21 protein-coding genes are annotated in these 19,547 nt (G+C 65.3%); 11 read left to right on the top strand and 10 right to left on the bottom strand.

Annotation, left to right across the window (positions count from 1 at the left end; genetic code table 11):
* Positions 1–41: 41 nt before the first annotated feature.
* Positions 42–653: an O-methyltransferase gene (locus tag R4P47_RS16385; protein ID WP_068053115.1), complete on the bottom strand. Its 612-nt coding sequence runs from the start codon at positions 651–653 to the stop codon at positions 42–44.
* 239 nt (positions 654–892) lie between these two features.
* Between R4P47_RS16385 and sigE the strand changes: the two genes are divergently transcribed.
* From sigE to tatB, 4 genes are all read left to right on the top strand, one after another.
* Positions 893–1,519: an RNA polymerase sigma factor SigE gene (gene sigE / locus R4P47_RS16390; RefSeq protein WP_052047749.1), complete on the top strand. Its 627-nt coding sequence runs from the start codon at positions 893–895 to the stop codon at positions 1,517–1,519.
* 16 nt (positions 1,520–1,535) lie between these two features.
* Positions 1,536–1,862, top strand: coding sequence for an anti-sigma factor family protein (locus R4P47_RS16395; protein WP_068053118.1), 327 nt, complete (start codon positions 1,536–1,538; stop codon positions 1,860–1,862).
* Positions 1,863–1,935: 73 nt separating this feature from the next.
* Positions 1,936–3,468, top strand: coding sequence for a S1C family serine protease (locus R4P47_RS16400; protein WP_411567344.1), 1,533 nt, complete (start codon positions 1,936–1,938; stop codon positions 3,466–3,468).
* An 18-nt stretch (positions 3,469–3,486) separates the two neighbouring features.
* Positions 3,487–3,936 (top strand): Sec-independent protein translocase protein TatB, encoded by a 450-nt coding sequence (tatB, locus tag R4P47_RS16405; protein ID WP_300518834.1) that lies wholly within the window; start codon positions 3,487–3,489, stop codon positions 3,934–3,936.
* 190 nt (positions 3,937–4,126) lie between these two features.
* Here the strand turns inward: tatB and R4P47_RS16410 are convergent, their stop codons facing one another.
* From R4P47_RS16410 to R4P47_RS16425, 4 genes are all read right to left on the bottom strand, one after another.
* Positions 4,127–5,263 carry an Mrp/NBP35 family ATP-binding protein gene (locus tag R4P47_RS16410; RefSeq protein WP_068053099.1) on the bottom strand — a complete coding sequence of 379 codons (1,137 nt, stop codon included), beginning with the start codon at positions 5,261–5,263 and terminating at the stop codon, positions 4,127–4,129.
* A 61-nt stretch (positions 5,264–5,324) separates the two neighbouring features.
* Positions 5,325–6,197, bottom strand: coding sequence for a lytic transglycosylase domain-containing protein (locus R4P47_RS16415; protein WP_188078850.1), 873 nt, complete (start codon positions 6,195–6,197; stop codon positions 5,325–5,327).
* 113 nt (positions 6,198–6,310) lie between these two features.
* Positions 6,311–6,850: a DUF1003 domain-containing protein gene (locus tag R4P47_RS16420; RefSeq protein ID WP_300518879.1), complete on the bottom strand. Its 540-nt coding sequence runs from the start codon at positions 6,848–6,850 to the stop codon at positions 6,311–6,313.
* 20 nt (positions 6,851–6,870) lie between these two features.
* Positions 6,871–8,145: a magnesium transporter MgtE N-terminal domain-containing protein gene (locus R4P47_RS16425; protein WP_068053108.1), complete on the bottom strand. Its 1,275-nt coding sequence runs from the start codon at positions 8,143–8,145 to the stop codon at positions 6,871–6,873.
* A 59-nt stretch (positions 8,146–8,204) separates the two neighbouring features.
* On the opposite strand from R4P47_RS16425, the gene R4P47_RS16430 reads away from it, so the two are divergent.
* From R4P47_RS16430 to R4P47_RS16455, 6 genes are all read left to right on the top strand, one after another.
* Entirely contained in the window at positions 8,205–9,161 is a 957-nt protein-coding gene (locus tag R4P47_RS16430) for an HpcH/HpaI aldolase/citrate lyase family protein (RefSeq protein ID WP_300518839.1), read from the top strand.
* A gap of 70 nt (positions 9,162–9,231) precedes the next feature.
* Positions 9,232–9,720, top strand: a complete 489-nt coding sequence (locus R4P47_RS16435) for a general stress protein (protein ID WP_057475533.1) — start codon at positions 9,232–9,234, stop codon at positions 9,718–9,720.
* A gap of 195 nt (positions 9,721–9,915) precedes the next feature.
* Positions 9,916–11,238: an ABC transporter substrate-binding protein gene (locus tag R4P47_RS16440; protein ID WP_094688034.1), complete on the top strand. Its 1,323-nt coding sequence runs from the start codon at positions 9,916–9,918 to the stop codon at positions 11,236–11,238.
* Complete coding sequence (locus tag R4P47_RS16445; RefSeq protein WP_094670643.1) at positions 11,235–12,185, top strand: carbohydrate ABC transporter permease; 951 nt, start codon at positions 11,235–11,237, stop codon at positions 12,183–12,185. The genes R4P47_RS16440 and R4P47_RS16445 overlap by 4 nt, the downstream gene beginning before the upstream one ends.
* On the top strand, positions 12,185–13,018 hold the full coding sequence (locus R4P47_RS16450) for a carbohydrate ABC transporter permease (protein ID WP_032375916.1): 834 nt from the start codon (positions 12,185–12,187) through the stop codon (positions 13,016–13,018). The genes R4P47_RS16445 and R4P47_RS16450 overlap by 1 nt, the downstream gene beginning before the upstream one ends.
* Before the next feature lie 5 nt (positions 13,019–13,023).
* Complete coding sequence (locus R4P47_RS16455) at positions 13,024–14,193, top strand: ABC transporter ATP-binding protein (RefSeq protein ID WP_094641297.1); 1,170 nt, start codon at positions 13,024–13,026, stop codon at positions 14,191–14,193.
* A 63-nt stretch (positions 14,194–14,256) separates the two neighbouring features.
* On the opposite strand, the gene R4P47_RS16460 is transcribed toward R4P47_RS16455, so the two are convergent.
* The 4 genes from R4P47_RS16460 to R4P47_RS16475 form a co-directional block, all read right to left on the bottom strand.
* On the bottom strand, positions 14,257–14,541 hold the full coding sequence (locus R4P47_RS16460) for a hypothetical protein (RefSeq protein WP_149407936.1): 285 nt from the start codon (positions 14,539–14,541) through the stop codon (positions 14,257–14,259).
* 159 nt (positions 14,542–14,700) lie between these two features.
* On the bottom strand, positions 14,701–16,155 hold the full coding sequence (locus tag R4P47_RS16465) for an MFS transporter (protein ID WP_317785208.1): 1,455 nt from the start codon (positions 16,153–16,155) through the stop codon (positions 14,701–14,703).
* A 124-nt stretch (positions 16,156–16,279) separates the two neighbouring features.
* The gene (locus R4P47_RS16470) at positions 16,280–17,143 is read right to left on the bottom strand and encodes a chromosome partitioning protein ParB (protein ID WP_094641301.1); all 864 of its coding nucleotides are present in this window, start codon (positions 17,141–17,143) and stop codon (positions 16,280–16,282) included.
* Positions 17,133–17,849 (bottom strand): metallophosphoesterase, encoded by a 717-nt coding sequence (locus R4P47_RS16475; RefSeq protein ID WP_149407938.1) that lies wholly within the window; start codon positions 17,847–17,849, stop codon positions 17,133–17,135. Before R4P47_RS16475 ends, R4P47_RS16470 begins: the two co-directional genes overlap by 11 nt.
* A gap of 70 nt (positions 17,850–17,919) precedes the next feature.
* Here R4P47_RS16475 and R4P47_RS16480 point away from each other — a divergent pair, with 70 nt between their 5' ends.
* Positions 17,920–18,513 carry a suppressor of fused domain protein gene (locus R4P47_RS16480; protein ID WP_094641303.1) on the top strand — a complete coding sequence of 198 codons (594 nt, stop codon included), beginning with the start codon at positions 17,920–17,922 and terminating at the stop codon, positions 18,511–18,513.
* 7 nt (positions 18,514–18,520) lie between these two features.
* Here the strand turns inward: R4P47_RS16480 and R4P47_RS16485 are convergent, their stop codons facing one another.
* The gene (locus tag R4P47_RS16485) at positions 18,521–19,477 is read right to left on the bottom strand and encodes a lipase (RefSeq protein ID WP_317785209.1); all 957 of its coding nucleotides are present in this window, start codon (positions 19,475–19,477) and stop codon (positions 18,521–18,523) included.
* Between the last annotated feature and the right edge of the window lie 70 nt (positions 19,478–19,547).

Raw genomic sequence — 19,547 nt, forward strand, 5'->3', positions numbered from 1 at the left:
GCCGCAGAGGGCACCTGATCGCACCACTGCGCGGAGCGCACTCACGCCCTCGACGCGCAGATCAGCCCGTCGCCCAGGGGCAGCAGCACCGTCGTCAGACGGTCGTCCTCGGCGATGGCCCTGGCGGCGGATCGGACGGCCACTGCGGTTGCGTCGCGCTGAGTCGGGTCGGCCACTCGCCCACCCAGTAACGCGTTGTGCAGCACCAGAACTCCACCGGGGCGCAGAAGCCGGACGCTCTCGGCAACGAAGTGCGGATGGTCGGCCGGACTGGCATCGATGAACACCAGATCGTAGGTGTCGTCGGCCAACCGGGGGAGCACGTCCAGCGCCCAACCGTTGATCAGCCGGGTGCGTGAGGGTGCGATTCCCCCCGCGCGGAACGCTTCTCGGGCCGCGCGCTGGTGCTCCGGTTCGGTGTCGATCGTGGTGAGAACGCCGTCCGCGCGCATCCCGTCGAGCAGCCACAGTCCGCTGATGCCTGCGCCGGTTCCGATTTCGACGACGGTCTTCGCGCCGAGCATCTGGGTGAAGATGGACAGAATCGCTCCGACCGACGGCGGCACCGGGGCGGCACCCAAGTCGACGGCTCGCTCTCTGGCTGCGATCAGAACCTCGTCCTCCTGAGCGGAGTCTTCGGCGTAGGCGAGCATCTTCTCGGCGTTGGTCGGCACGCCCCGAGGCTATCGTGCCCAGGGCACATTCTCACGCACACATTCTCAGGTGCGCCTCAGCTGATTCATACCGGACCCACACGCGGGTCCGTCAGGCTATGGAGGAATCGAAGGTCCATCTCGATTGCGAAGTGTGAGCTGGAACATCCGAGGGTAGTCGTCGGTTGAATCAGAAGGACGTACGCAGTCCTGAGCAGGAGGATCCAACTATTTACAAGATCAACGGCGATCGCGACACCGCGCGTCTACCCGAGTCCGTACCCGCGCCCGACGACCTCAGCGGCACCGCAGTGTTCGATGCGACCGGCGAGGACTCCACCATGCCGTCCTGGGACGAACTGGTTCGTGAACACGGCGACCGCGTCTACCGACTGGCCTACCGTCTGTCCGGCAACGCTCAGGACGCCGAGGACCTGACGCAGGACACCTTCATTCGAGTGTTCCGCTCCCTGTCGAACTACCAGCCGGGCACCTTCGAGGGGTGGCTGCACCGCATCACCACCAACCTGTTCCTGGACATGGTTCGTCGTCGCAGCCGCATCCGTATGGAAGCGCTTCCCGAGGATTACGACCGCGTTCCCTCCGACCGACCCAACCCCGAGCAGATCTACCACGATGCCCGCCTCGATCCCGATCTGCAGTCCGCGCTCGACTCGCTGGCACCCGAGTTCCGCGCCGCAATCGTGCTGTGCGACATCGAAGGACTGTCCTACGAAGAGATCGGTGCGACACTGGGCGTCAAGCTAGGAACGGTTCGCAGTCGCATTCACCGTGGACGCCAAGCGCTACGCGAGTACCTTCGAGTGCACGGGAAGGTCGACTCCGGTCACGCAAGTGTCCACTAGCTACGAGGAGGGTTGGATGACGCAGGCGCGCAAGCCGAAGCAATTCAGCTCCACCGAACATCTGGCCAGTGAGGCCGTCGCGGCGTACGTCGACGGCGAGTTGCGAATGCCCGCTTATCTCCGTGCAGCCGACCATCTGTCCGAATGCCCCGAGTGCGCCGCCGAGGTCGAGGCCCAGCAGCAGGCGCGCAAGGCTCTGCGCGGAGCAGGGGAGATGTCGATGCCGCATTCTCTGCTCGGTCTGCTCAGCCAGATACCGTCCTGCGCGGGCGAGGATCGACCGTCCCACACCAAGCGAACCTTCATGTCCGCCGTAGCCGACGTCCGCCGTCGACGACGCTGACGGTGCCCGACTCTTCTCACCTGCATCGAGCCGCGCCGACCGCTCGAGTGATACTGAACTCTCACACCGACGTATGCGAGGGGTAACCGGACGCGTGACATCGAATTCGACCAGCACCGAGACCGCGGGCACCGATCCGGCAGATTCCGAGGCCGCAGGGACCGGTCCGGAAGGTCCTCGGTTGCCACCGCGTCCGCTCTATCGGCCCTCCGTCGATCCGGTGTCGGCCTCGGTGTTCGGACGTCCCGACGACGTGGACGGTTCGTTCTCTCCTCGTAGGCCCGGCGACGAACTTCCCTCGCGCGTATCGGTGCGCCCACCCGATCCTGTCCTCGCCGAGGCGTTCGGTCGCCCGAACGATTCCCATGAATCACTGCAACGAGACCCGAACGCCGAGGACGAGAGCGACACCGCCCCGTCGGCTCCGGCCGATCCGTGGCGCGACCCCACCTCTCGGGTCTCCCTCGGCAGCGCGGCGCTCGATTCCCCGCCCCCTCCCGTTCTTCCACCGGGCACCAAACTCGGTGTGCGAGACGTGTTGTTCGGTCGGTCGGTGTCCGTCCGGGCTCTCGTCGTACTCGGTGTTCTCGCACTCGTCATCGGATTGGTAGGCGGGCTGTTCGGTCGCCTCACCGCCGAGGTGACGGGCGCGTTGACCAGCAAGAAAGTGACGCTGACCCAGTCCAGCGGAGACGACATCCCGCGCGGCCAGATCAGCAACGTCGCCGACGCCGTCCTGCCGTCCGTCGTCTCGATCCAGGTGACGCTCGGCGAGACCGGCGGCACCGGCTCCGGCGTCGTCATCGACGGTGCCGGCTACATCGTGACGAACAACCACGTGATCTCCCTGGCGGCATCCGACCCGGAGAACTCGACACTCGAAGTGACCTTCTCCGACGGCACCAAGGTGCCCGCCGACATCGTCGGCCGCGACACCAAGACCGACCTCGCCGTCCTCAAGACCGACGTCGGCAACCTCACCGTCGCCGAACTCGGTCGTTCCGACGACGTTCGCGTCGGGCAGGACGTGATCGCGGTCGGCTCGCCGCTGGGATTGAACAAGACCGTCACCTCCGGCATCGTCAGCGCGCTCGATCGGCCCGTGGCGCTGTCGGGTGAAGGCACCGATACCAACGCCGTCATCGATGCCGTGCAGACCGACGCCGCCATCAACCCCGGCAACTCCGGCGGTCCGCTCATCGACTTCGAGGGCCGCGTGATCGGCATCAACTCGGCCATCCGCAGCGAGAGCGGCGGATCGGTCGGCCTCGGCTTCGCGATTCCCGTCGACGAGGTCACCGAGGTGACGCAGAGTCTCATCCGGGACGGCGTCATGCGTCATCCCGACTTCGGCGTCAACGCCCGATCGGTCATCAACGACACCTCCGCCGGGGCGGAAGTGGCCAACGTGCGCTCGGGCGGGCCTGCTCAGGAAGCGGGCATCGTCGAGGGAGATGTCATCACGAAGGTCGGCGACCGCACCGTGGGTAACGCCGACGAACTGGTCGTCGCCGTGCAGGCCACGACGATCGGGGAGTCGGTTCCGGTGCAACTCGTCCGGTCGGGACGGCTGGTGGACCTCTCCGTCACGCCGGTTTCGGACTGACGACGTAGGCTGGCAGGCGTGTTCGGCAACATCGGTTGGGGAGAGCTCGTCATTCTCCTCGTAGCAGCTCTCGTGATCCTCGGCCCCGATCGCCTCCCCGGCGCCATCAGCTGGGTGTCCAAGTCGATCCGGCAGGTCAAGGACTACGCCAACGGCGCGAGCCAGCAGCTCAAGGACGAGCTCGGCACCGACTTCGAGGACCTTCGCAAGCCGCTCGCCGATCTCAACCAGCTCCGGGGCATGACCCCGCGCGCGGTGATCACCAAACACCTGCTCGACGGTGACGACTCGGTCTTCAAGAACCCACTCGACGACACCTTCAAGGGCAAGCCCTTCGAGACCAAGCCGAAGAACGTCGGCGGACCGACTCCACAGACCGGATCCGCTCGCAGTGGGGTGTCGATGAGCAAGAACGAGCCGAAACTGTCTGCAGGCGATACCCCGCCGATCGACGCCGACGCCACGTAAGCCTGAATCCTTCGTCGTACCGTCTCACCCGTCTGCGTCAATGGACCACTGCACACGTCTGAGCGCGGCAATGGTTCATTCACGCAGAACCCGCTGCTGCGTCAATGTTCCATTACAGGCGTCCCGGCCGTGCAAGGGTCCATTGACGCGGCGGGGAACCAGACGCGGCGGGGAGAGCAGGTTCGGTCCGCTAGAGCTTGCGGGCCGAGTCGATTCCGAGTGACATGCCGACCAGTCCGCGTTCTCGGACTGCCAATTTCGCTGCCACGGCTTCGAGTGCCTGGGCCGCAGGCGATTCCGGGTTGCTCAGCACGATCGGCGTTCCGGCGTCTCCGCCCTCCCGGACGGCGGTGTCGAGGGGAATCTGGCCCAGTAGCGGAACGCTGGCACCGACGGCTTTGGTCAGTCTGTCGGATACGTCCTGTCCGCCACCGGATCCGAAGATGTCCATCCGGGTACCGTCGGGCAGCTCGAGCCACGACATGTTCTCCACGACGCCTGCCACGCGCTGACGCGTCTGCAATGCAATTGCGCCCGCTCGTTCGGCCACCTCGGCCGCGGCCTGCTGCGGGGTCGTCACGACGAGGATCTCGGCACTCGGAATGAGTTGGGCGACAGAGATCGCCACGTCACCGGTGCCGGGCGGGAGGTCGAGCAGCAGTACGTCCAGATCGCCCCAGAAGACATCGGCGAGGAACTGCTGCAGTGCGCGGTGCAGCATCGGCCCGCGCCAGACGACGGGGGTGTTGCCCTGAGTGAACTGCGCGATCGAGATGAACTTCACTCCGTGCGCCTGCGGCGGCATGATCATCTTCTCGACCTGCGTCGGCCGCGCGTCGTTTCCGAGCATCCGGGGCACGGAGTGACCGTAGATGTCGGCGTCGAGCACGCCGACCGAGAGCCCACGGGCGGTCAGTGATGCGGCGAGATTGACCGTCACGCTGGACTTGCCCACGCCGCCCTTGCCCGACGCCACCGCGTACACGCGGGTCAGGGATCCGGGTTGCGCGAAGGGAATGATCGGCTCCGCGGAATCGCCGCGCAGAGACTTGCGTAGTTCGGTGCGCTGCTCGTCGTTCATGACGTCGAGTTCGACCGTCACGGTGCCCACGCCGGCGACGTCGGCGACGGCGTTCTTCACGCGATCGCTGATTTCGGTCTTCATCGGGCAGCCGGAGGTGGTCAGATAGATGCCGACGCCGACCGCGCCGTCGTCGGAGATGTCGATGCTCTTGACCATCCCGAGGTCGGTGATGGGTTTGCGGATCTCGGGGTCGATCACCTTCGTGAGCGCGGTCCGAACGTCGGATTCGGTCAGTACAGCCATTGCCTCATGCTAGGCGGTGGGTTGTGCGCCGATGGACAGCAGGGCAGGCGCGGACGCAATGTCAGTGAATGCGGGGCAGCTGGTCCGAGGACGGGACGATGCCGGTGGCGTAACCCGCCGACCACGCGAGCACGTTCGCTACGTAGGCCATCGAATTGTTGTAGCGCAGGATCGCTTTGGTGGTCGATCCCAGATCGCGCATGTCGGTGCCGTTGTCGCACAGGTACATACCGGTGGCCAGGGCTGCGTCGAACAGGTTCTGTGGGTCGGAGACACCGTCGCCGTTGCCGTCGGCGTGATAGAGGTTCCACGTCGAGGGCAGGAACTGCATGGGTCCCACTGCGCGGTCGTATTCGGCATCGCCGTCGAGCGCCCCGCCGTCGGTGTCACGAATCACCTGGTTGCCGGCGAGGGTTCCGTTCAGCCGGGGGCCGAGGATGGGTTCGTGCAGCTCGCCCGAGTCGTCGACCTTGCCGTTGTTGGCGTGGGTGGATTCGACGCGGCCGATGCCGGCGATGACGGTCCAGCTGATACCGCAACCGGGTTGCTGCTGGGCCAGGATCCGCTCGGCGTTCTTGTACGCCGAGACGTTGACGACCGGGATGGCGATGGGGCTGACGGCGAGGTTGGTGGGTAGCTCGGGTGTGGGCGGGATCTCGGGAACCGGCGCGGGTGCGGGGACCGCGGCGGGCACCGGCTGCTCGGCCTGAGCCACCGGCTGCGCCTGCTGGTCCTGGGCAATCGGCTGCGGAGTCTCCACCACGGAGTTCGATTCCTGGGCGGCCGGGGTGGTCTTGGCCGAGACGAACGGAATGTATTCCGTGGCTCCGGCGCTGGTGGCGGCGGTGACGAGTCCTGCGGGGACGAGACCTGCCAGAGCAATCACCGAATTCCGTCGGACCTTGGAAGTCGATGCTTTTCTGTGACGACCCACGCGTGCTGTACCTCCTGATTTCCCCGGATGACAACCGGGGCCCGACCGATGACCGGGATCGAGGGTACCTGATTCGAGACTGTTCCGTTATCGGGCCGTTACAGAGCGGGCCGCTACGTATCGAGGTCCGGGACCTCCGGGGTGCTCGCGTCGTCCTGCACCCTGGCGGCGGCCTTCTTCCGTGCTTTCTTCGGAGTCGCTGTGGGCTGGCCCGTCGCCTGCTCGAGGAGCGCCTTGATCTCGTCGAGTTCGCGGCGCAGGTAGTCGCGGGTGGCGACCTCGCCGACCGCGATCCGCAGCGATGCCAACTCGCGAGCGAGGAACTCGGTGTCGGCCTTCGTCTGTTGTGCGCGAGAACGGTCCTCCTCGAGCGAGACGCGGTCTCGGTCGTCCTGCCGATTCTGGGCCAGCAGAATCAGCGGAGCCGCGTACGCGGCCTGGGTCGAGAACGCGAGGTTGAGAAGAATGAAGGGATACGGGTCCCACCTGAGATTGACCGCCACGACGTTGAGGAAGATCCAGACGATCACGATGCCCGTCTGGATCGCCAGGTAGCGGCCGGTACCGAGGAACCTCGCGGCCTTCTCGCCCGACCTGCCGAGGTCGAAATCGACGTTGACGTTGAACATCCGCGATCCGCGCGGAGTGTCCATTCTCTGGCGTGCTGTTTCTTTCACTGTCCCGCCACTTCCTGATCTCGCCAGTCCTCGGGCAGCAGGTGATCGAGGACGTCGTCCACGGTCACGGCCCCGACCAGGTGGTCCTCGTCGTCGACCACCGGGCCGCAGACGAGGTTGTACGTCGCGAAGTATCGCGTGACGGCGGTGAGGCTGTCCTCGGGCGACAAGCGCGGCAGCGCGCTGTCCACCACGCCGCCGACCAGACTCGCCGGGGGTTCTCGAAGTAACTGCTGCAGATGTACGCAGCCCAGGTACGGCCCGGTGGGAGTGGCGGTGGGCGGCCGCACCACGAACACCAGTGAGGCGAGCGCGGGCGTCAGGTCGGGGTTGCGTACCCGGGCGAGCGCTTCGGCCACCGTCGTCGACGCGGTGAGTACGACGGGTTCGGGGGTCATCAGACCTCCGGCGGTGTCGGGGGAGTGCTCGAGCAGCCGTCGGACGGGTGCGGAGTCCTCCGGATCCATCAGTCGCAGAAGCGATTCCGCTTCGGTCTCGGGCAGCTCTCCGAGGAGGTCGGCGGCGTCGTCGGGGTCCATGGCCTCGAGCACGTCGGCACCGCGGTCGACGCCGAGGTAGTGCATCAGCTCCACCTGATCGTCGTCGGGCAGTTCCTGGACGACGTCGGCGAGCCGCTCGTCGTCGAGGGCCCGCGCCACCTCCATGCGCCGCTTGACGGGGAGCTCACGCATCGCGTTGGCGACGTCGGCCGCTCGCAGGTCCTCGAACTGCATGAGCAGCTGTGCCACACCCTGATCGGGCATCGACAGTTCGTTCTGCGTGAGTCCCTGCACGTGCAGCCAGTCCACGACATGGATGGCACCGCGGCGCGCCAGGCGCTGACGTTGCTTGCGTACCGCTACTCGCGCGACGACCCAGTCCCGCGTTCGGGTGAGCTCGATACCCAGATCGACGACGATGGAATCGGCGTCGTGCAGCTCGTCGAGCTCGGGGTCGTCGACGCGCACCTTGGAGTCGAGGATCTGGGCGAACACCAGGATCTCGTTCGCGCGCTGGGTGAATCGCCGCAGACTGACGTTGCCGGTCGTGAGTTGAACCGAGTTGGGCTCGATACTGGTGACTCTGAGCATCGGTACGAAAATTCTTCGGCGCGTTGCCAATTCGACCACGAGGCCGAGGACTCTGGGTTGCGCTCTGCCGACCCGCATCGAGATGACCACGTCGCGAACTCGGCCGATGGATTCGCCGTCGGGGCCCAGGACACCCAGGCCGGCGAGCCTGGCCGCGAATACCTTGCTCAGTGCTGCCATGATGGCAAGGTTAGAGGTTGGGCGATACAGACGATGAATCAGACAGGGGTTGTGCTGCGGTGAATGCGTCGGGCCTACGGAGATCGGTACTGGCCGTTCCGGGCAGTTCGGACAAGATGATCGCCAAGGCCAAGGGACTGCCTGCCGACGCGATCTTCCTCGATCTCGAAGACGCCGTCGCGCCCATCGCGAAAGTCGAGGCCCGCGCACGCATCGTCGATGCTCTGAACTCCGATGGCTGGGGCGATCAGATCAAGGTGGTACGCGTCAACGACTGGACGACGCAGTGGACGTACGGGGACGTCATCGACGTCGTGTCCGGTGCCGGACGCAATCTCGACGCCATCCTGCTGCCGAAGGTGGAGTGCGCCGCGCACGTGCAGGCGTTGGATCTGCTGCTCACCCAGCTCGAGAAAGAGCACGGACTCGACGTCGGAGCCATCGGAATCGAGCCGCAGATCGAGAGCGCCCGCAGTCTGCGCAACATCGACGAGATCGCGACCGCGAGCCCGCGGGTGCAAACCCTGGTGTTCGGTCCCGCAGACCTGATGGCCAGCGTCAACATGCGCACCCTGGTCGTCGGCGAGCAGCCGGTCGGTTACGACACGGGCGACGCCTACCACCACATTCTGATGACCATCCTGCTCGCCGCCCGAACACACGGTTTGCAGGCGATCGACGGTCCGTATCTGCAGATTCGCGATCTCGACGCCTTTCGCCGTGCGGCGGGCCGGACGGCAGGCCTCGGTTTCGACGGCAAGTGGGTGCTGCACCCGACGCAGATCGAGGCCGCCAACGAGATCTTCGCGCCGCGTCAGGCCGACTACGACAAGGCCGAGATGATTCTCGACGCGTACGAGTTCCACACCTCCGCGGCGGGCGGCGGCCGCGGCGCAGTGATGCTGGGCGACGAGATGATCGACGAGGCGAGCCGCAAGATGGCGCTCGTCGTCTCGGCGAAGGGTCGCGCGGCAGGAATGACGCGTACGACCGCCTTCGTGCCGCCCACGTCCTGACCGACCGTCAACCTGCTGTGAACCGCTACAACGGGTGTGCCGGTTGTCCGTTTCGGGGCACAATGGAGCCATGACCAATCCCCTCTCGCAGCCCGGTCGCCCAGGGCAGGGCCTGCCGACTCCGCCCTCCGGCTGGCCTATCGGTTCCTACCCCACCTACGCCGAGGCGCAGCGCGCCGTCGACTACCTCTCCGACGAAGAGTTCTCGGTGCAGGACGTGACGATCGTCGGTGTCGACCTGATGCAGGTCGAACGCGTGCTCGGCCGCCTCACCTGGCCCAAAGTCATTGGTGGAGGCATTGTTTCGGGTGCCTGGCTGGGAGTCTTCCTCGGCCTGGTCCTCGGCATCTTCAGTGAGAACATCTTCGGAGCGCTGCTCATCGGCGTCGGCGGCGGCATCATCTTCGGCCTGATCTCGGCGTCCATTCCGTACGCGGCCACCAAGGGACAGCGAGATTTCGCGTCGAGCATGCAGTTGGTCGCGGGCCGATACGACGTCATCTGCGAGCCGCGAACCGCGGAGAAAGCACGCGACCTGCTCGCCAAACTGTCGATCTGATCACACCTGGTGGACGACCAGGCAACCGACAGGTAACGGAATAGCCCCAAATCGCCCTCTATGCCAGTGAGTTCGGTTACGTTTCTTTCGTGCACGGCAGTCCCACACAATGTGCTGCGCGAGTAACTGAACGTACGGAGGCGGAAAGTGCCGAGACATCGTGGTCGTAGGCGTGGAAAAGCAACGAGGATAGGGGTGTTGGCGGCAGCGGCTCTGGTCACGAGTCCGTTGCTCGCAGCGTGTGGTTCGTCCGACAGTTCGGTTCCGGTTCTGAGTTTCTACACTGCCGCAGACGGCGCAGAGCAGTACGCCGCTGCGGCACAGGTGTGTTCCGACGCCTCCAACGGCCGCTACCGAGTGGAGCAACGGACTCTGCCCAAGAGCGCCAACGATCAGCGGCTCCAGCTCGCGCGGCGCCTCGCCGGCAACGACAGGACGCTGGATCTGATGACACTCGACGTCGTCTGGACGGCCGAGTTCGCCGAGGCCGGATGGGCATTGCCCGTCCCGGAGGACCTGTCCGAGAAGCTGCGCGACGGTGCCACGCTCGAGGGCCCACTCGCCACGGCAGAGTGGCAGGATCAGCTGTACGCGGTGCCGCTCAACTCCAACACCCAGTTGCTCTGGTACCGCCCGGACGAGGTACCCGACGGAGTGCCGCCGCAGACGTGGGATCAGCTGATCGACGTGGCCGAGGCCAATGCGGCGGCGGGCAAGCCCGCACAGATCGGCGTTCAGGCAAAGCAGTACGAGGGCTTCATGGTCTGGTTCAACTCGCTGCTCGAGAGCGCTGGTGGTTCGGTCGTCGCCGAGGACGGAACGACGGTGACGCTGAACGACACTCCCGAGCATCGCGCCGCCACCGAGAAAGCTCTCGAGATCATCAAGCGAGTGGCCACGGCCGACGGCCGCGATCCCTCGGTCTCGCAGAGCGACGAGGCAACTGCCCGCCTCGGCATGGAATCGGGACGGATGGCCTTCCAGGTCAACTACCCGTTCGTGCTGCCCGGGTTGAAGGAGAACGCCGTTGCCGGTGCCGTCTCGTTCCTCGACCTGTCGACGGTGCCCGAGGATCAGCAGGACGCACGCATCGCCGAGGTCTTCCGTAGCGCGCCGTATCCGGAGGTGAACCCGGGCGAGCCCGCGAAGGTCACCATCGGTGGCTTCAACATCGGCGTCGCGAAGACCACTCAGCACGAGGATCTCGCGTGGGAGGCCGTCGAGTGCCTCACCAACGAGGAGAACCAGCGCAACAACGCCGTCAACGGTGGTGTGCCGCCGGTGCTGAAGTCGCTGTACTCCGATCCCGAGTTCCAGGCCGTCTATCCCGCGTGGGAAGGGGTTCTCGGTTCCATCGAATCTGCGGCTGTGCGACCCGTTTCGCCTGCCTACCAGAGCATTTCGATTCTGCTGACCGATGCGCTCAATCCGCCGCAGAACATCGATCCGGTGGCCGACGTGGACAAGCTCGCAGATCTGGTCTCCAAGGCCGTCAATTCCGAAGGGTTGATTCCATGAGCGCCACCACCGAGTCACAGCCCGCATCGCAGCCTGTCGACAAGCAGGCGGCTCTGAAGAACGTCTCCGACGGCAAGAAGGCCGAACGTCGCCTGGGGCTGATGCTCATTGCACCCGCCGCCCTGCTGATGATCGCGGTCACCGGGTATCCGATCATCTACGCGTTCTGGCTCAGTCTGCAGAAGTACAACCTCGCATTCCCCGAGGATCGTGAATTCGTCGGTATCTCCAACTACGTGACCGTGCTGTCCGACGGCTACTGGTGGACGGCGTTCAGTGTGACGGCAGGCATCACGATCATCTCGGTGATCATCGAGTTCATCCTCGGCCTGGCCGTGGCTCTGGTCATGCACCGCACCATCTTCGGTCGCGGACTCGTACGCACCGTGGTGCTCATCCCGTACGGCATCGTGACCGTCGCCGCCGCGTACAGCTGGTACTACGCGTGGACCCCCGGCACGGGCTATCTCGCCAATCTGCTGCCCGACGGTAGTGCTCCGCTCACCGAGCAGTTCCCGTCACTGGCGATCGTCGTACTGGCCGAGGTCTGGAAGACGACGCCGTTCATGGCGCTGCTTCTTCTGGCAGGCCTGGCGCTGGTGCCCGACGATCTGCTCAAGGCGGCCGAGGTCGACGGAGCGGGTGCGTGGACCAGGCTGATGCGCATCACGATTCCGTTGATGAAGCCGGCGATTCTCGTCGCGGTGCTCTTCCGCACCCTCGACGCGTTCCGCATCTTCGACAACATCTACGTCCTCACCCGCGGTAGCAACGAAACCGGATCGGTCTCGATTCTCGGTTACAACAACCTGTTCGGTGCGTTCAACCTCGGGCTCGGATCGGCGATCAGCATTCTGATCTTCTTCTGCGTCGCGATCATCGCGTTCGTGTTCATCAAGTTGTTCGGTGCATCGGCACCGGGATCCGACGACGGAGGCCGCAAGTAATGACCACTGTTACGCCTCGCAAGAAGGTCGGTTGGACGGTCGTCAACGTCCTCGTCCTGCTCTACGCACTCGTTCCACTGCTGTGGATCATCAGCCTCTCGTTCAAGTCGACGGCCACCATCGCCGACGGCAACTTCATTCCTCGTTCGATCACTTTCGACAACTACAAGGGCATCTTCTCGACCAATCAGTTCACCTCGGCGTTGGTCAACTCGATCGGTATCGGACTGATCACCACGGTGATCGCCGTGGTGATCGGCACGATGGCCGCGTATGCCGTTGCGCGTCTGGACTTTCCGGGAAAGAAGGCTCTGGTCGGTGCAGCGCTGCTCATTGCGATGTTCCCCCAGATCTCCCTGGTGACACCGCTGTTCGACATCTCCCGCTCGCTGGGACTGTTCGACACCTGGCCGGGGCTGATCATTCCGTACATCACCTTCGCGTTGCCGTTGGCGATCTACACCCTGTCGGCGTTCTTCCGCGAGATTCCGTGGGAGCTGGAGAAGGCAGCGAAGATGGACGGCGCGACGCCGGCACAGGCGTTCCGCAAGGTCATCGCCCCGCTGGCCGCACCCGGCATCGTCACCGCCGCCATTCTGGTGTTCATCTTCGCCTGGAACGACCTCCTGCTCGCCATCTCGTTGACGGCGACGGAACGTTCGGTCACCGTCCCGGCGGCCATCTCGCAGTTCACCGGTAGCTCTCAGTTCGAGGAGCCAACGGGATCGATCGCGGCGGCAGCAGTCGTCATCACGATCCCGATCATCATTTTCGTGCTCTTCTTCCAACGACGTATCGTGGCGGGCTTGACGTCCGGCGCAGTGAAGGGATAACCGTCATGGCCGAAATCGTTCTCGACAAAGTCACCAAGCTCTACCCCGACGGCGCGGCTGCCGTCAGCGACGTCGACATCACCATCGCCGACGGCGAATTCATCATCCTCGTCGGCCCGTCCGGTTGCGGAAAATCCACGACGCTCAACATGATCGCCGGTCTGGAGGACATCTCGTCCGGCGAGCTGCGCATCGCGGGGGAGCGCGTCAACGAGAAGGCACCGAAGGATCGCGACATCGCGATGGTGTTCCAGTCGTACGCGCTGTATCCGCACATGACGGTGCGGCAGAACATCGCCTTCCCTCTCACGCTCGCGAAGCTCTCGAAGTCGGAGATCAACAGCAAGGTCGAAGAGGCAGCCAAGATCCTCGACCTCAGTCAGCACCTCGACCGCAAGCCGGCGAACCTCTCCGGCGGTCAGCGTCAGCGAGTTGCCATGGGCCGCGCCATCGTTCGTACCCCCAGTGCGTTCCTGATGGACGAGCCGCTGTCCAACCTCGACGCGAAGCTGCGCGTGCAGACTCGCGCCGAGATCTCACGTCTGCAGAAGCGGCTCGGCACCACCACCGTGTACGTCACGCACGACCAGACCGAGGCCATGACCCTCGGCGATCGCGTCGTGGTGCTGCGCGGCGGATTGGTGCAGCAGATCGGTTCTCCACAGGAGCTCTACGACAAGCCGCGAAACCTGTTCGTGGGCGGCTTCATCGGATCGCCCTCGATGAACTTCGTTCCCGGACAGCTCACCGCGAACGGTGTCTCGACCGCGCTCGGTGAGATCGACATCCCGCTCGAGCGGATGGACGCGATCAAGGCCAAGAACCCGGGTCGCGAGGTGGTCGTCGGCATCCGCCCCGAGCACTTCGAGGACGCAGCCCTGATCGACGGCTACCAGAAGATGAGCGGTGCCACCTTCACCGCCACCGTCGACGTGCTCGAGTCGATGGGTAGCGACAAGTACGTCTACTTCACGCTCAAGGGTGCCCGGGTCGAATCCAGCGAGCTGCAGGAGCTCGCAGCCGACGCTGGTATCGCCGATCTCGGTGGCGCACAGGTGGTTGCCCGCCTCGCCGCCGAGTCCAAGGCCGCCGAGGGTGGTCAGGTGGAACTGTGGTTCGACCCGGCGAAGATCTCGGTGTTCGACCAGGCCTCGGGGGCGAACCTGACGCTGTAAGTGCCTACGGCAGTGGTGCGGTTGAGTACCCGCTGGGGCACATAACCGCACCACTGCGCAGGCTCAGAACGCAGAGCCGGTGCTCGGCAGCTGGTAGCCCTGGAAGAAGTTGTACGGCACCACGTTCGGTGCCGGATTCTGCAGCTGCGGTGCCGGTGCCTGGGGGAACAGCTCGGGGAGCTCGAACTGGTTCGGCCCGTCGTTTCGGTTGTCGTCGTATCGGGTGTGATTGTCGCCCCGATCCGTCCACAGTGGATCGGCCGACGCGGTGCCTGCCATCGCCACCAGAGGAATGGCCACCAGAGCCCCGGTCACTGCTGCGCGGGTGAGGATCTTTCGGGTGTTCATGTGTTCCCTTTCGTCGGTGTTCGTACTTCTCCGACGTTAGGTCGACACGGTGGGCCCGCGACAGGGAAAACTGCTACCTCCCAGCATATTACGAGCTTTCTGCCAAGGAGCGTCGCGCGTGATTTCGTTCGTCTTCCCTGGTCGCGGCACGGGCAGTGGTCAGGTCGTCGGCGCAGACCTGGCAGTACTGCCAGCCGGAACGGCCGGTTCGCTGCGGCCGCCGACCACCGATTCGCCGGTGGTCGGAGTGCTCTTGATGGCCAGGGCCGCCAGTCCGACGACGAGACAGGCCACCGCACCGGCGGCGAAGGCCGCGGTGTAGACGATTTCACGGGCGACCCCGGTCCCGTCGATGGCGAACATGGCCAGTGCGGTGGACAGTGTTGCGCTTGCGATCGACGTGCCGACGGTTCTGACGATCGAGTTGACGCTGTTGGCCACTCCGGTGTCCGCCGCATCGACCTCGGCCATGAGCAGGTTGGGCAGGGCAGCGAACGCGAGACTGACGAACACGTTGATGATCACACCGGCAGTGATCAGTTGCCAGGTGTGATCGTGAGCCAGCGCGACGAACACGAAGCCGACCAGGCCGATCACCGCACCTGCGATCAGAACTCGGCGCGGCCCGAAGGACCGGATGAGACGACCGCTGAGGACGGCGGCAACCACACCGACCGCCGCACCGGGTAGCAGGTACACGACGCTGGCCTCGAGAACGTTGGCGGTGAAGCCGTAGCCCGCCACAGCTCGTGGTGTCTGTACGAAGTACGAGCAGGCGAGGAAGTTGACGAACATCCCGATACCGACGAACACGGTGGCGACGTTGGTGGCGAGCAGCGGACCGTGGGTGAGCATTCGGGGCGCGACCAACGGTTCGGCGGTGCGCTTCTCGAGCAGCCACCAGAGCGTTCCCGTCAGTACACCGGCAAGGGCGCAGCCGATGGTGGCCACCGAACCCCAGCCCCAGGTGCGGCCTTGTGTCAACGCGAGGAACAGGAGCAGGAGGGTCACGGCGAGTCCTGCGGCACCCCACCAGTCGACGGTGCCACCGCTGGTCTTCGGTCGCGCGGGCACGCCGAACCAGGCGATCGCGAGGGCCAGCACGACGAACACGACAGTGAGCCAGAACACGCGGTGGTAGTCGGCTCCGTTGGCGGTGAGCAACCCGGTCAGTACCAGTCCGAAGCCGCCGCCGACGCCCAGTGTCCCGGACAGGACGGCCATCGAGCCGACGAGCTTTCGTGGGGGCATCTCGTCGCGCAGTACGGCCAGCGCAATGGGGAACAGGGCATAGGACACTCCCTGCAGGACGCGACCGACGATCAACCAGAGCAGCGAGTGCGTCAGGGCTGCGAGCAAGGACCCGGCGAGGACGACGGTGAGTACACCGATGAGAACCGGCCGCTTGCCGTGCAGGTCGGCGAGTCGTCCGATGACGGGGGTGGCAATGACCGCTGCGAGGAGGTTGCCCGTCAGTACCCAACCGGCGGCCGTGGTGCTGACGCCGAGTTGGGTGCCGATGGTTCCGACGATGGGGACGACCATCGTCTGCAGAACGGCGAGAGTCATGACGATGAAACAGAGTCCGGGCAGCAGTATGCGGCGGGTGGACATGGAAGAACTACCTCGTTACCTGTCGAAAATGCACTAGAACCGACGCAAATAAATTGTTGAATGCATCTAAGTGATTATCAGATATTGCCGAACGAGGGAAGCGGGCCCCGACGACGGCACCGTGTCACTGCGGGCGAGTGGGCTTGCCCAGCGCCTTCTGTCGCAGTTCGCTGACGATCTCGTCGTTCCACACGTGTTCGCGCACCAGGCGGTAACGCTCCCGGCTCATCCAGAGGTAAGCCTCGGCGTCGGTGCGGTCCTCGAGGATCTCTGCTGCGCGCACCATGCGCACCACCGGGAGGTATTCCTCACCGAACCAACGCCGTGCGACGGTACCGCGGTCGACGAATTCACCGACCTCCTGCATCAACCGGAAGCCCCATGCCTCCACCGATTCGCTCAGCTGGGCGTAATCGAACGGATCGGTCACCTGAACGGCCTCGCGTGCCTTGCCCACCAACGGGACACGACTGAGGAAGATGCGCCGGTGATCCTTGATGAGCAGATCGCCACGTCGGGTGATGCCTTCGGGGGAGATGCGCGTGATGATCTCGGTGACCACGGCGTCGATCGACGTCCGGTGCATCGCGAAGGCGATGGAGACTCGATGGTGCCCGTCGACGACGAAGTGCATGCCACCGATGCGGTACACCTGGATGGGCGGCATCGCCTCGCCGCGGCGCTGAGCAGCCGCGAGTCGCTGCCAGCGTTCGCGGATGCGCGCCGACGTCGGCCGAAAGAATCGATCGAAATCGCGCGTGCGATCGACACTGCCGACGATGGTCTCGACGCGGATGACCTGCAGGCCGAGGTGACGCTCGCCCACCTTGCCGAGGGCGGCGACCACCTCGTCGAACGGCAGGATGGTGTTGACGTCGTCGGGTTGACGACGCAGCCACCCGACCAGACGTGCGACGTCGGCGCGGCGGCGTTGGCGGGTGAAGTCGTTCTCCGCATCGGCGGCCGGAAATCCGGTGTCACGTGCCATGTCTGCGCCTCACGATCTTGGGTGTCTCGAAATCCGGTCTCTCGCCGCCCGGTTCGATCTCGAGGAGGGTGTATCCGACGGTGTTGATCACCGCCGCGCCGTGCAGGGTCAGATCGTCCGGGGTGTGACCGTGCGGATGAATGTGGCCGTGCAACAACAACTGTGGGGAGAGTCGACGCGTCACCTCGTCCAGACAGTCGAAACCGATGTGCGCCGGGTCGGTGTCGTCGCCGACGCCGAGCGGAGGACTGTGGGTGAGCAGAATGTCGACGGGCCGAAGGTCCTTGCGCACGTTGCGATGCCACGCGAACGTCCGGGTCAGGGTTCGTGATCGACGTCGCTGCTGCCGTTGGGTCCACTGATTGGGCCCACCGTTGTAGCGGATGGACCCGCCGAGACCGGCGATCCGCAGGCCTGCCGCCGACACGATGCGACGATCGACGTTGACGGCACCGACCGGTCCGGGCCAGGTGGCGGGCAGCCCGGCACGCATCCACCCTGCGCGCCCGGCCGAGTATCCGGTGAGGTCCGCGTCGTGATTGCCCGGCACGAACACACACGGTGCGTTCAGCGCGTCGGTGAGGTACTCGAGGTAATCGAACGGGAGGTCGCCCGCGCCGAGAATCAGGTCGACTCCGAGCGACTTCACCTGCGGACTCCACAGGGATTCGATCGTTTCGTCGGCAACTGCGAGAACGGAGACCACGGGTACGACGGTACCCACCTCCGGTGCGGTGGTACCTCCGAACGGACTTCTCGGGCATCGGTGGTGTTGGATGGGTCAGGTGAGCGACAGTGTCATCGAAGCGGTACGCGCACATCTGGTGACCGAGATCGGCGACGAGAATCCGTCGTCGGCGTCGGTGACGTTCCTCGGCCTCGAGTCACTGGACGTGCTGAGATTCGGCGCGGACTCCGACGTGGTCCGGTACGTCAGTCTCGGCTGTTCTCGTCACCCCATGGCCGACCCCAACGAACTCGTCGCCGATCCCTCGCGCGGCCCCCGAGCCGAACTGGTGCTGACTCTGCGCGGTGGGGCAGGCGTGGCGTCGGGCGTGCACAAGTCCCTGGCCGTGCTCGCTGCCTCTCCCGCGGTGGAGGGCGTCGTGCTCGTCGAGGACGCGCTGCTCGACCTGGGCGAGCCGCTGTGGACCAACGCGCCGTTCACCGCGGTGCTGCTGGGCGAGAGCGATATCGCCGATCTGACGCTGCCCGAGCCCTACGACCCGGTTCGCTTTCTGGCCGCCGTACCGTTGACCGGCACCGAGGCCGCGTGGGTGCGGCTGCGCGGTGCAGCGGCCCTGCGGGAGGCCTGGACCGAGGCAGGGATCGACGTGCGCGATCCGAATCGATCTGCGGCCAGTCTCTGACGAGAAGTCATCGCGCGTAGGACGCCAATTCCGGTTCGGCAGTGACGGAATCGAAGATGAGGTGCAGAGGCACCTCGGCCAGGTACTTCAGTCCGGTGATCGCGGCATCTGCGTCGTAACGCAGGTTCGGCATCGTGGTGGTGAAACACAGGTCGTCCGAGATGCGTTCGCGCACAGCAGGTCCGTCGTGTTCGAGCGCGTCGAGGACGAGGTGAAAGGCGACGTTGTCGCCGATGATGTTGAAGTGTTCGACGGGCCGGAGCGGGCAGACGTCCTGGACGGCGATGTTCGCGGCCCCGGCGAGGGTGCTGGCGTGCGGTTGTGGACAGATCAATTGGTCGAATGTCGTGTAGATCGAGGTGTAACTGGGCCCCGCGGGCAACGGACGCGCCGCCAGCGCGGTGAGGAACTTCGATCCGGTGGCGATCTGCCAGTTCGCCGGCGGGCACTCCTGCGAGTCGTCGCATCCCGAGCGCGCCGAGTCGGTGCCGTTGTACGGGGTGGCGAGCGAGATGAAATCCGATACCAGCGCGGGCAGATCCGGCCAGAATTTCAACGCCCACAGCTCGTCGAGTGGACCGTGCTGGTGACCCATCAGGACGACCTGGCGACCGCTGTCGGCTGCCATGGTGCGGACCGCATGCACCACGTACTGGGCGGCGACCTGAAGGTCTCCGTAGCCCTCGTCGGGAAGCGAGAGGCTGCACACCGGTATCCCAGCGGCGGGCAGTGACTGCAGATAGTTCCAACCGAACGATTGCTGATCGGTGGCGAAGGCCGGGGTGAGCAGGACCGGATCGCGGGTGGCGTCGGGCAGATCGGGGGTGCACGTGAGGGCGTGGTCGAGGGCGGCCGGAGCGACGGTGAGCACGGGACCGAGATCGGGGTTCGACCTGGCATGCGCTGTACCCGGCGCGCAGACGGTCATGATCGCGACGGCCAGTACCAGTGAGCGGATTCTCATCGATCCCTTCCGGACGAGGATGCAGGGCTTCTGCAGTCTCATCCGGTCAGGACCGACGGGATCGTGACCC

It is taken from the genome of Rhodococcus sp. IEGM 1370 (assembly GCF_033142325.1).
Classification (GTDB): domain Bacteria; phylum Actinomycetota; class Actinomycetes; order Mycobacteriales; family Mycobacteriaceae; genus Rhodococcoides.

What these genes read in the sequence shown, in the direction of transcription:
- R4P47_RS16385 (WP_068053115.1), bottom strand. Translation starts at nt 653, where the DNA reads ATGCTCGCCTACGCCGAAGACTCCGCTCAGGAGGACGAGGTTCTGATC.
- R4P47_RS16395 (WP_068053118.1), top strand. Translation starts at nt 1,536, where the DNA reads ATGACGCAGGCGCGCAAGCCGAAGCAATTCAGCTCCACCGAACATCTG.
- R4P47_RS16400 (WP_411567344.1), top strand. Translation starts at nt 1,936, where the DNA reads ATGCGAGGGGTAACCGGACGCGTGACATCGAATTCGACCAGCACCGAG.
- R4P47_RS16410 (WP_068053099.1), bottom strand. Translation starts at nt 5,263, where the DNA reads ATGGCTGTACTGACCGAATCCGACGTTCGGACCGCGCTCACGAAGGTG.
- R4P47_RS16420 (WP_300518879.1), bottom strand. Translation starts at nt 6,850, where the DNA reads ATGGACACTCCGCGCGGATCGCGGATGTTCAACGTCAACGTCGATTTC.
- R4P47_RS16425 (WP_068053108.1), bottom strand. Translation starts at nt 8,145, where the DNA reads ATGGCAGCACTGAGCAAGGTATTCGCGGCCAGGCTCGCCGGCCTGGGT.
- R4P47_RS16435 (WP_057475533.1), top strand. Translation starts at nt 9,232, where the DNA reads ATGACCAATCCCCTCTCGCAGCCCGGTCGCCCAGGGCAGGGCCTGCCG.
- R4P47_RS16445 (WP_094670643.1), top strand. Translation starts at nt 11,235, where the DNA reads ATGAGCGCCACCACCGAGTCACAGCCCGCATCGCAGCCTGTCGACAAG.
- R4P47_RS16450 (WP_032375916.1), top strand. Translation starts at nt 12,185, where the DNA reads ATGACCACTGTTACGCCTCGCAAGAAGGTCGGTTGGACGGTCGTCAAC.
- R4P47_RS16455 (WP_094641297.1), top strand. Translation starts at nt 13,024, where the DNA reads ATGGCCGAAATCGTTCTCGACAAAGTCACCAAGCTCTACCCCGACGGC.
- R4P47_RS16460 (WP_149407936.1), bottom strand. Translation starts at nt 14,541, where the DNA reads ATGAACACCCGAAAGATCCTCACCCGCGCAGCAGTGACCGGGGCTCTG.
- R4P47_RS16465 (WP_317785208.1), bottom strand. Translation starts at nt 16,155, where the DNA reads ATGTCCACCCGCCGCATACTGCTGCCCGGACTCTGTTTCATCGTCATG.
- R4P47_RS16470 (WP_094641301.1), bottom strand. Translation starts at nt 17,143, where the DNA reads ATGGCACGTGACACCGGATTTCCGGCCGCCGATGCGGAGAACGACTTC.
- R4P47_RS16480 (WP_094641303.1), top strand. Translation starts at nt 17,920, where the DNA reads ATGGGTCAGGTGAGCGACAGTGTCATCGAAGCGGTACGCGCACATCTG.
- R4P47_RS16485 (WP_317785209.1), bottom strand. Translation starts at nt 19,477, where the DNA reads ATGAGAATCCGCTCACTGGTACTGGCCGTCGCGATCATGACCGTCTGC.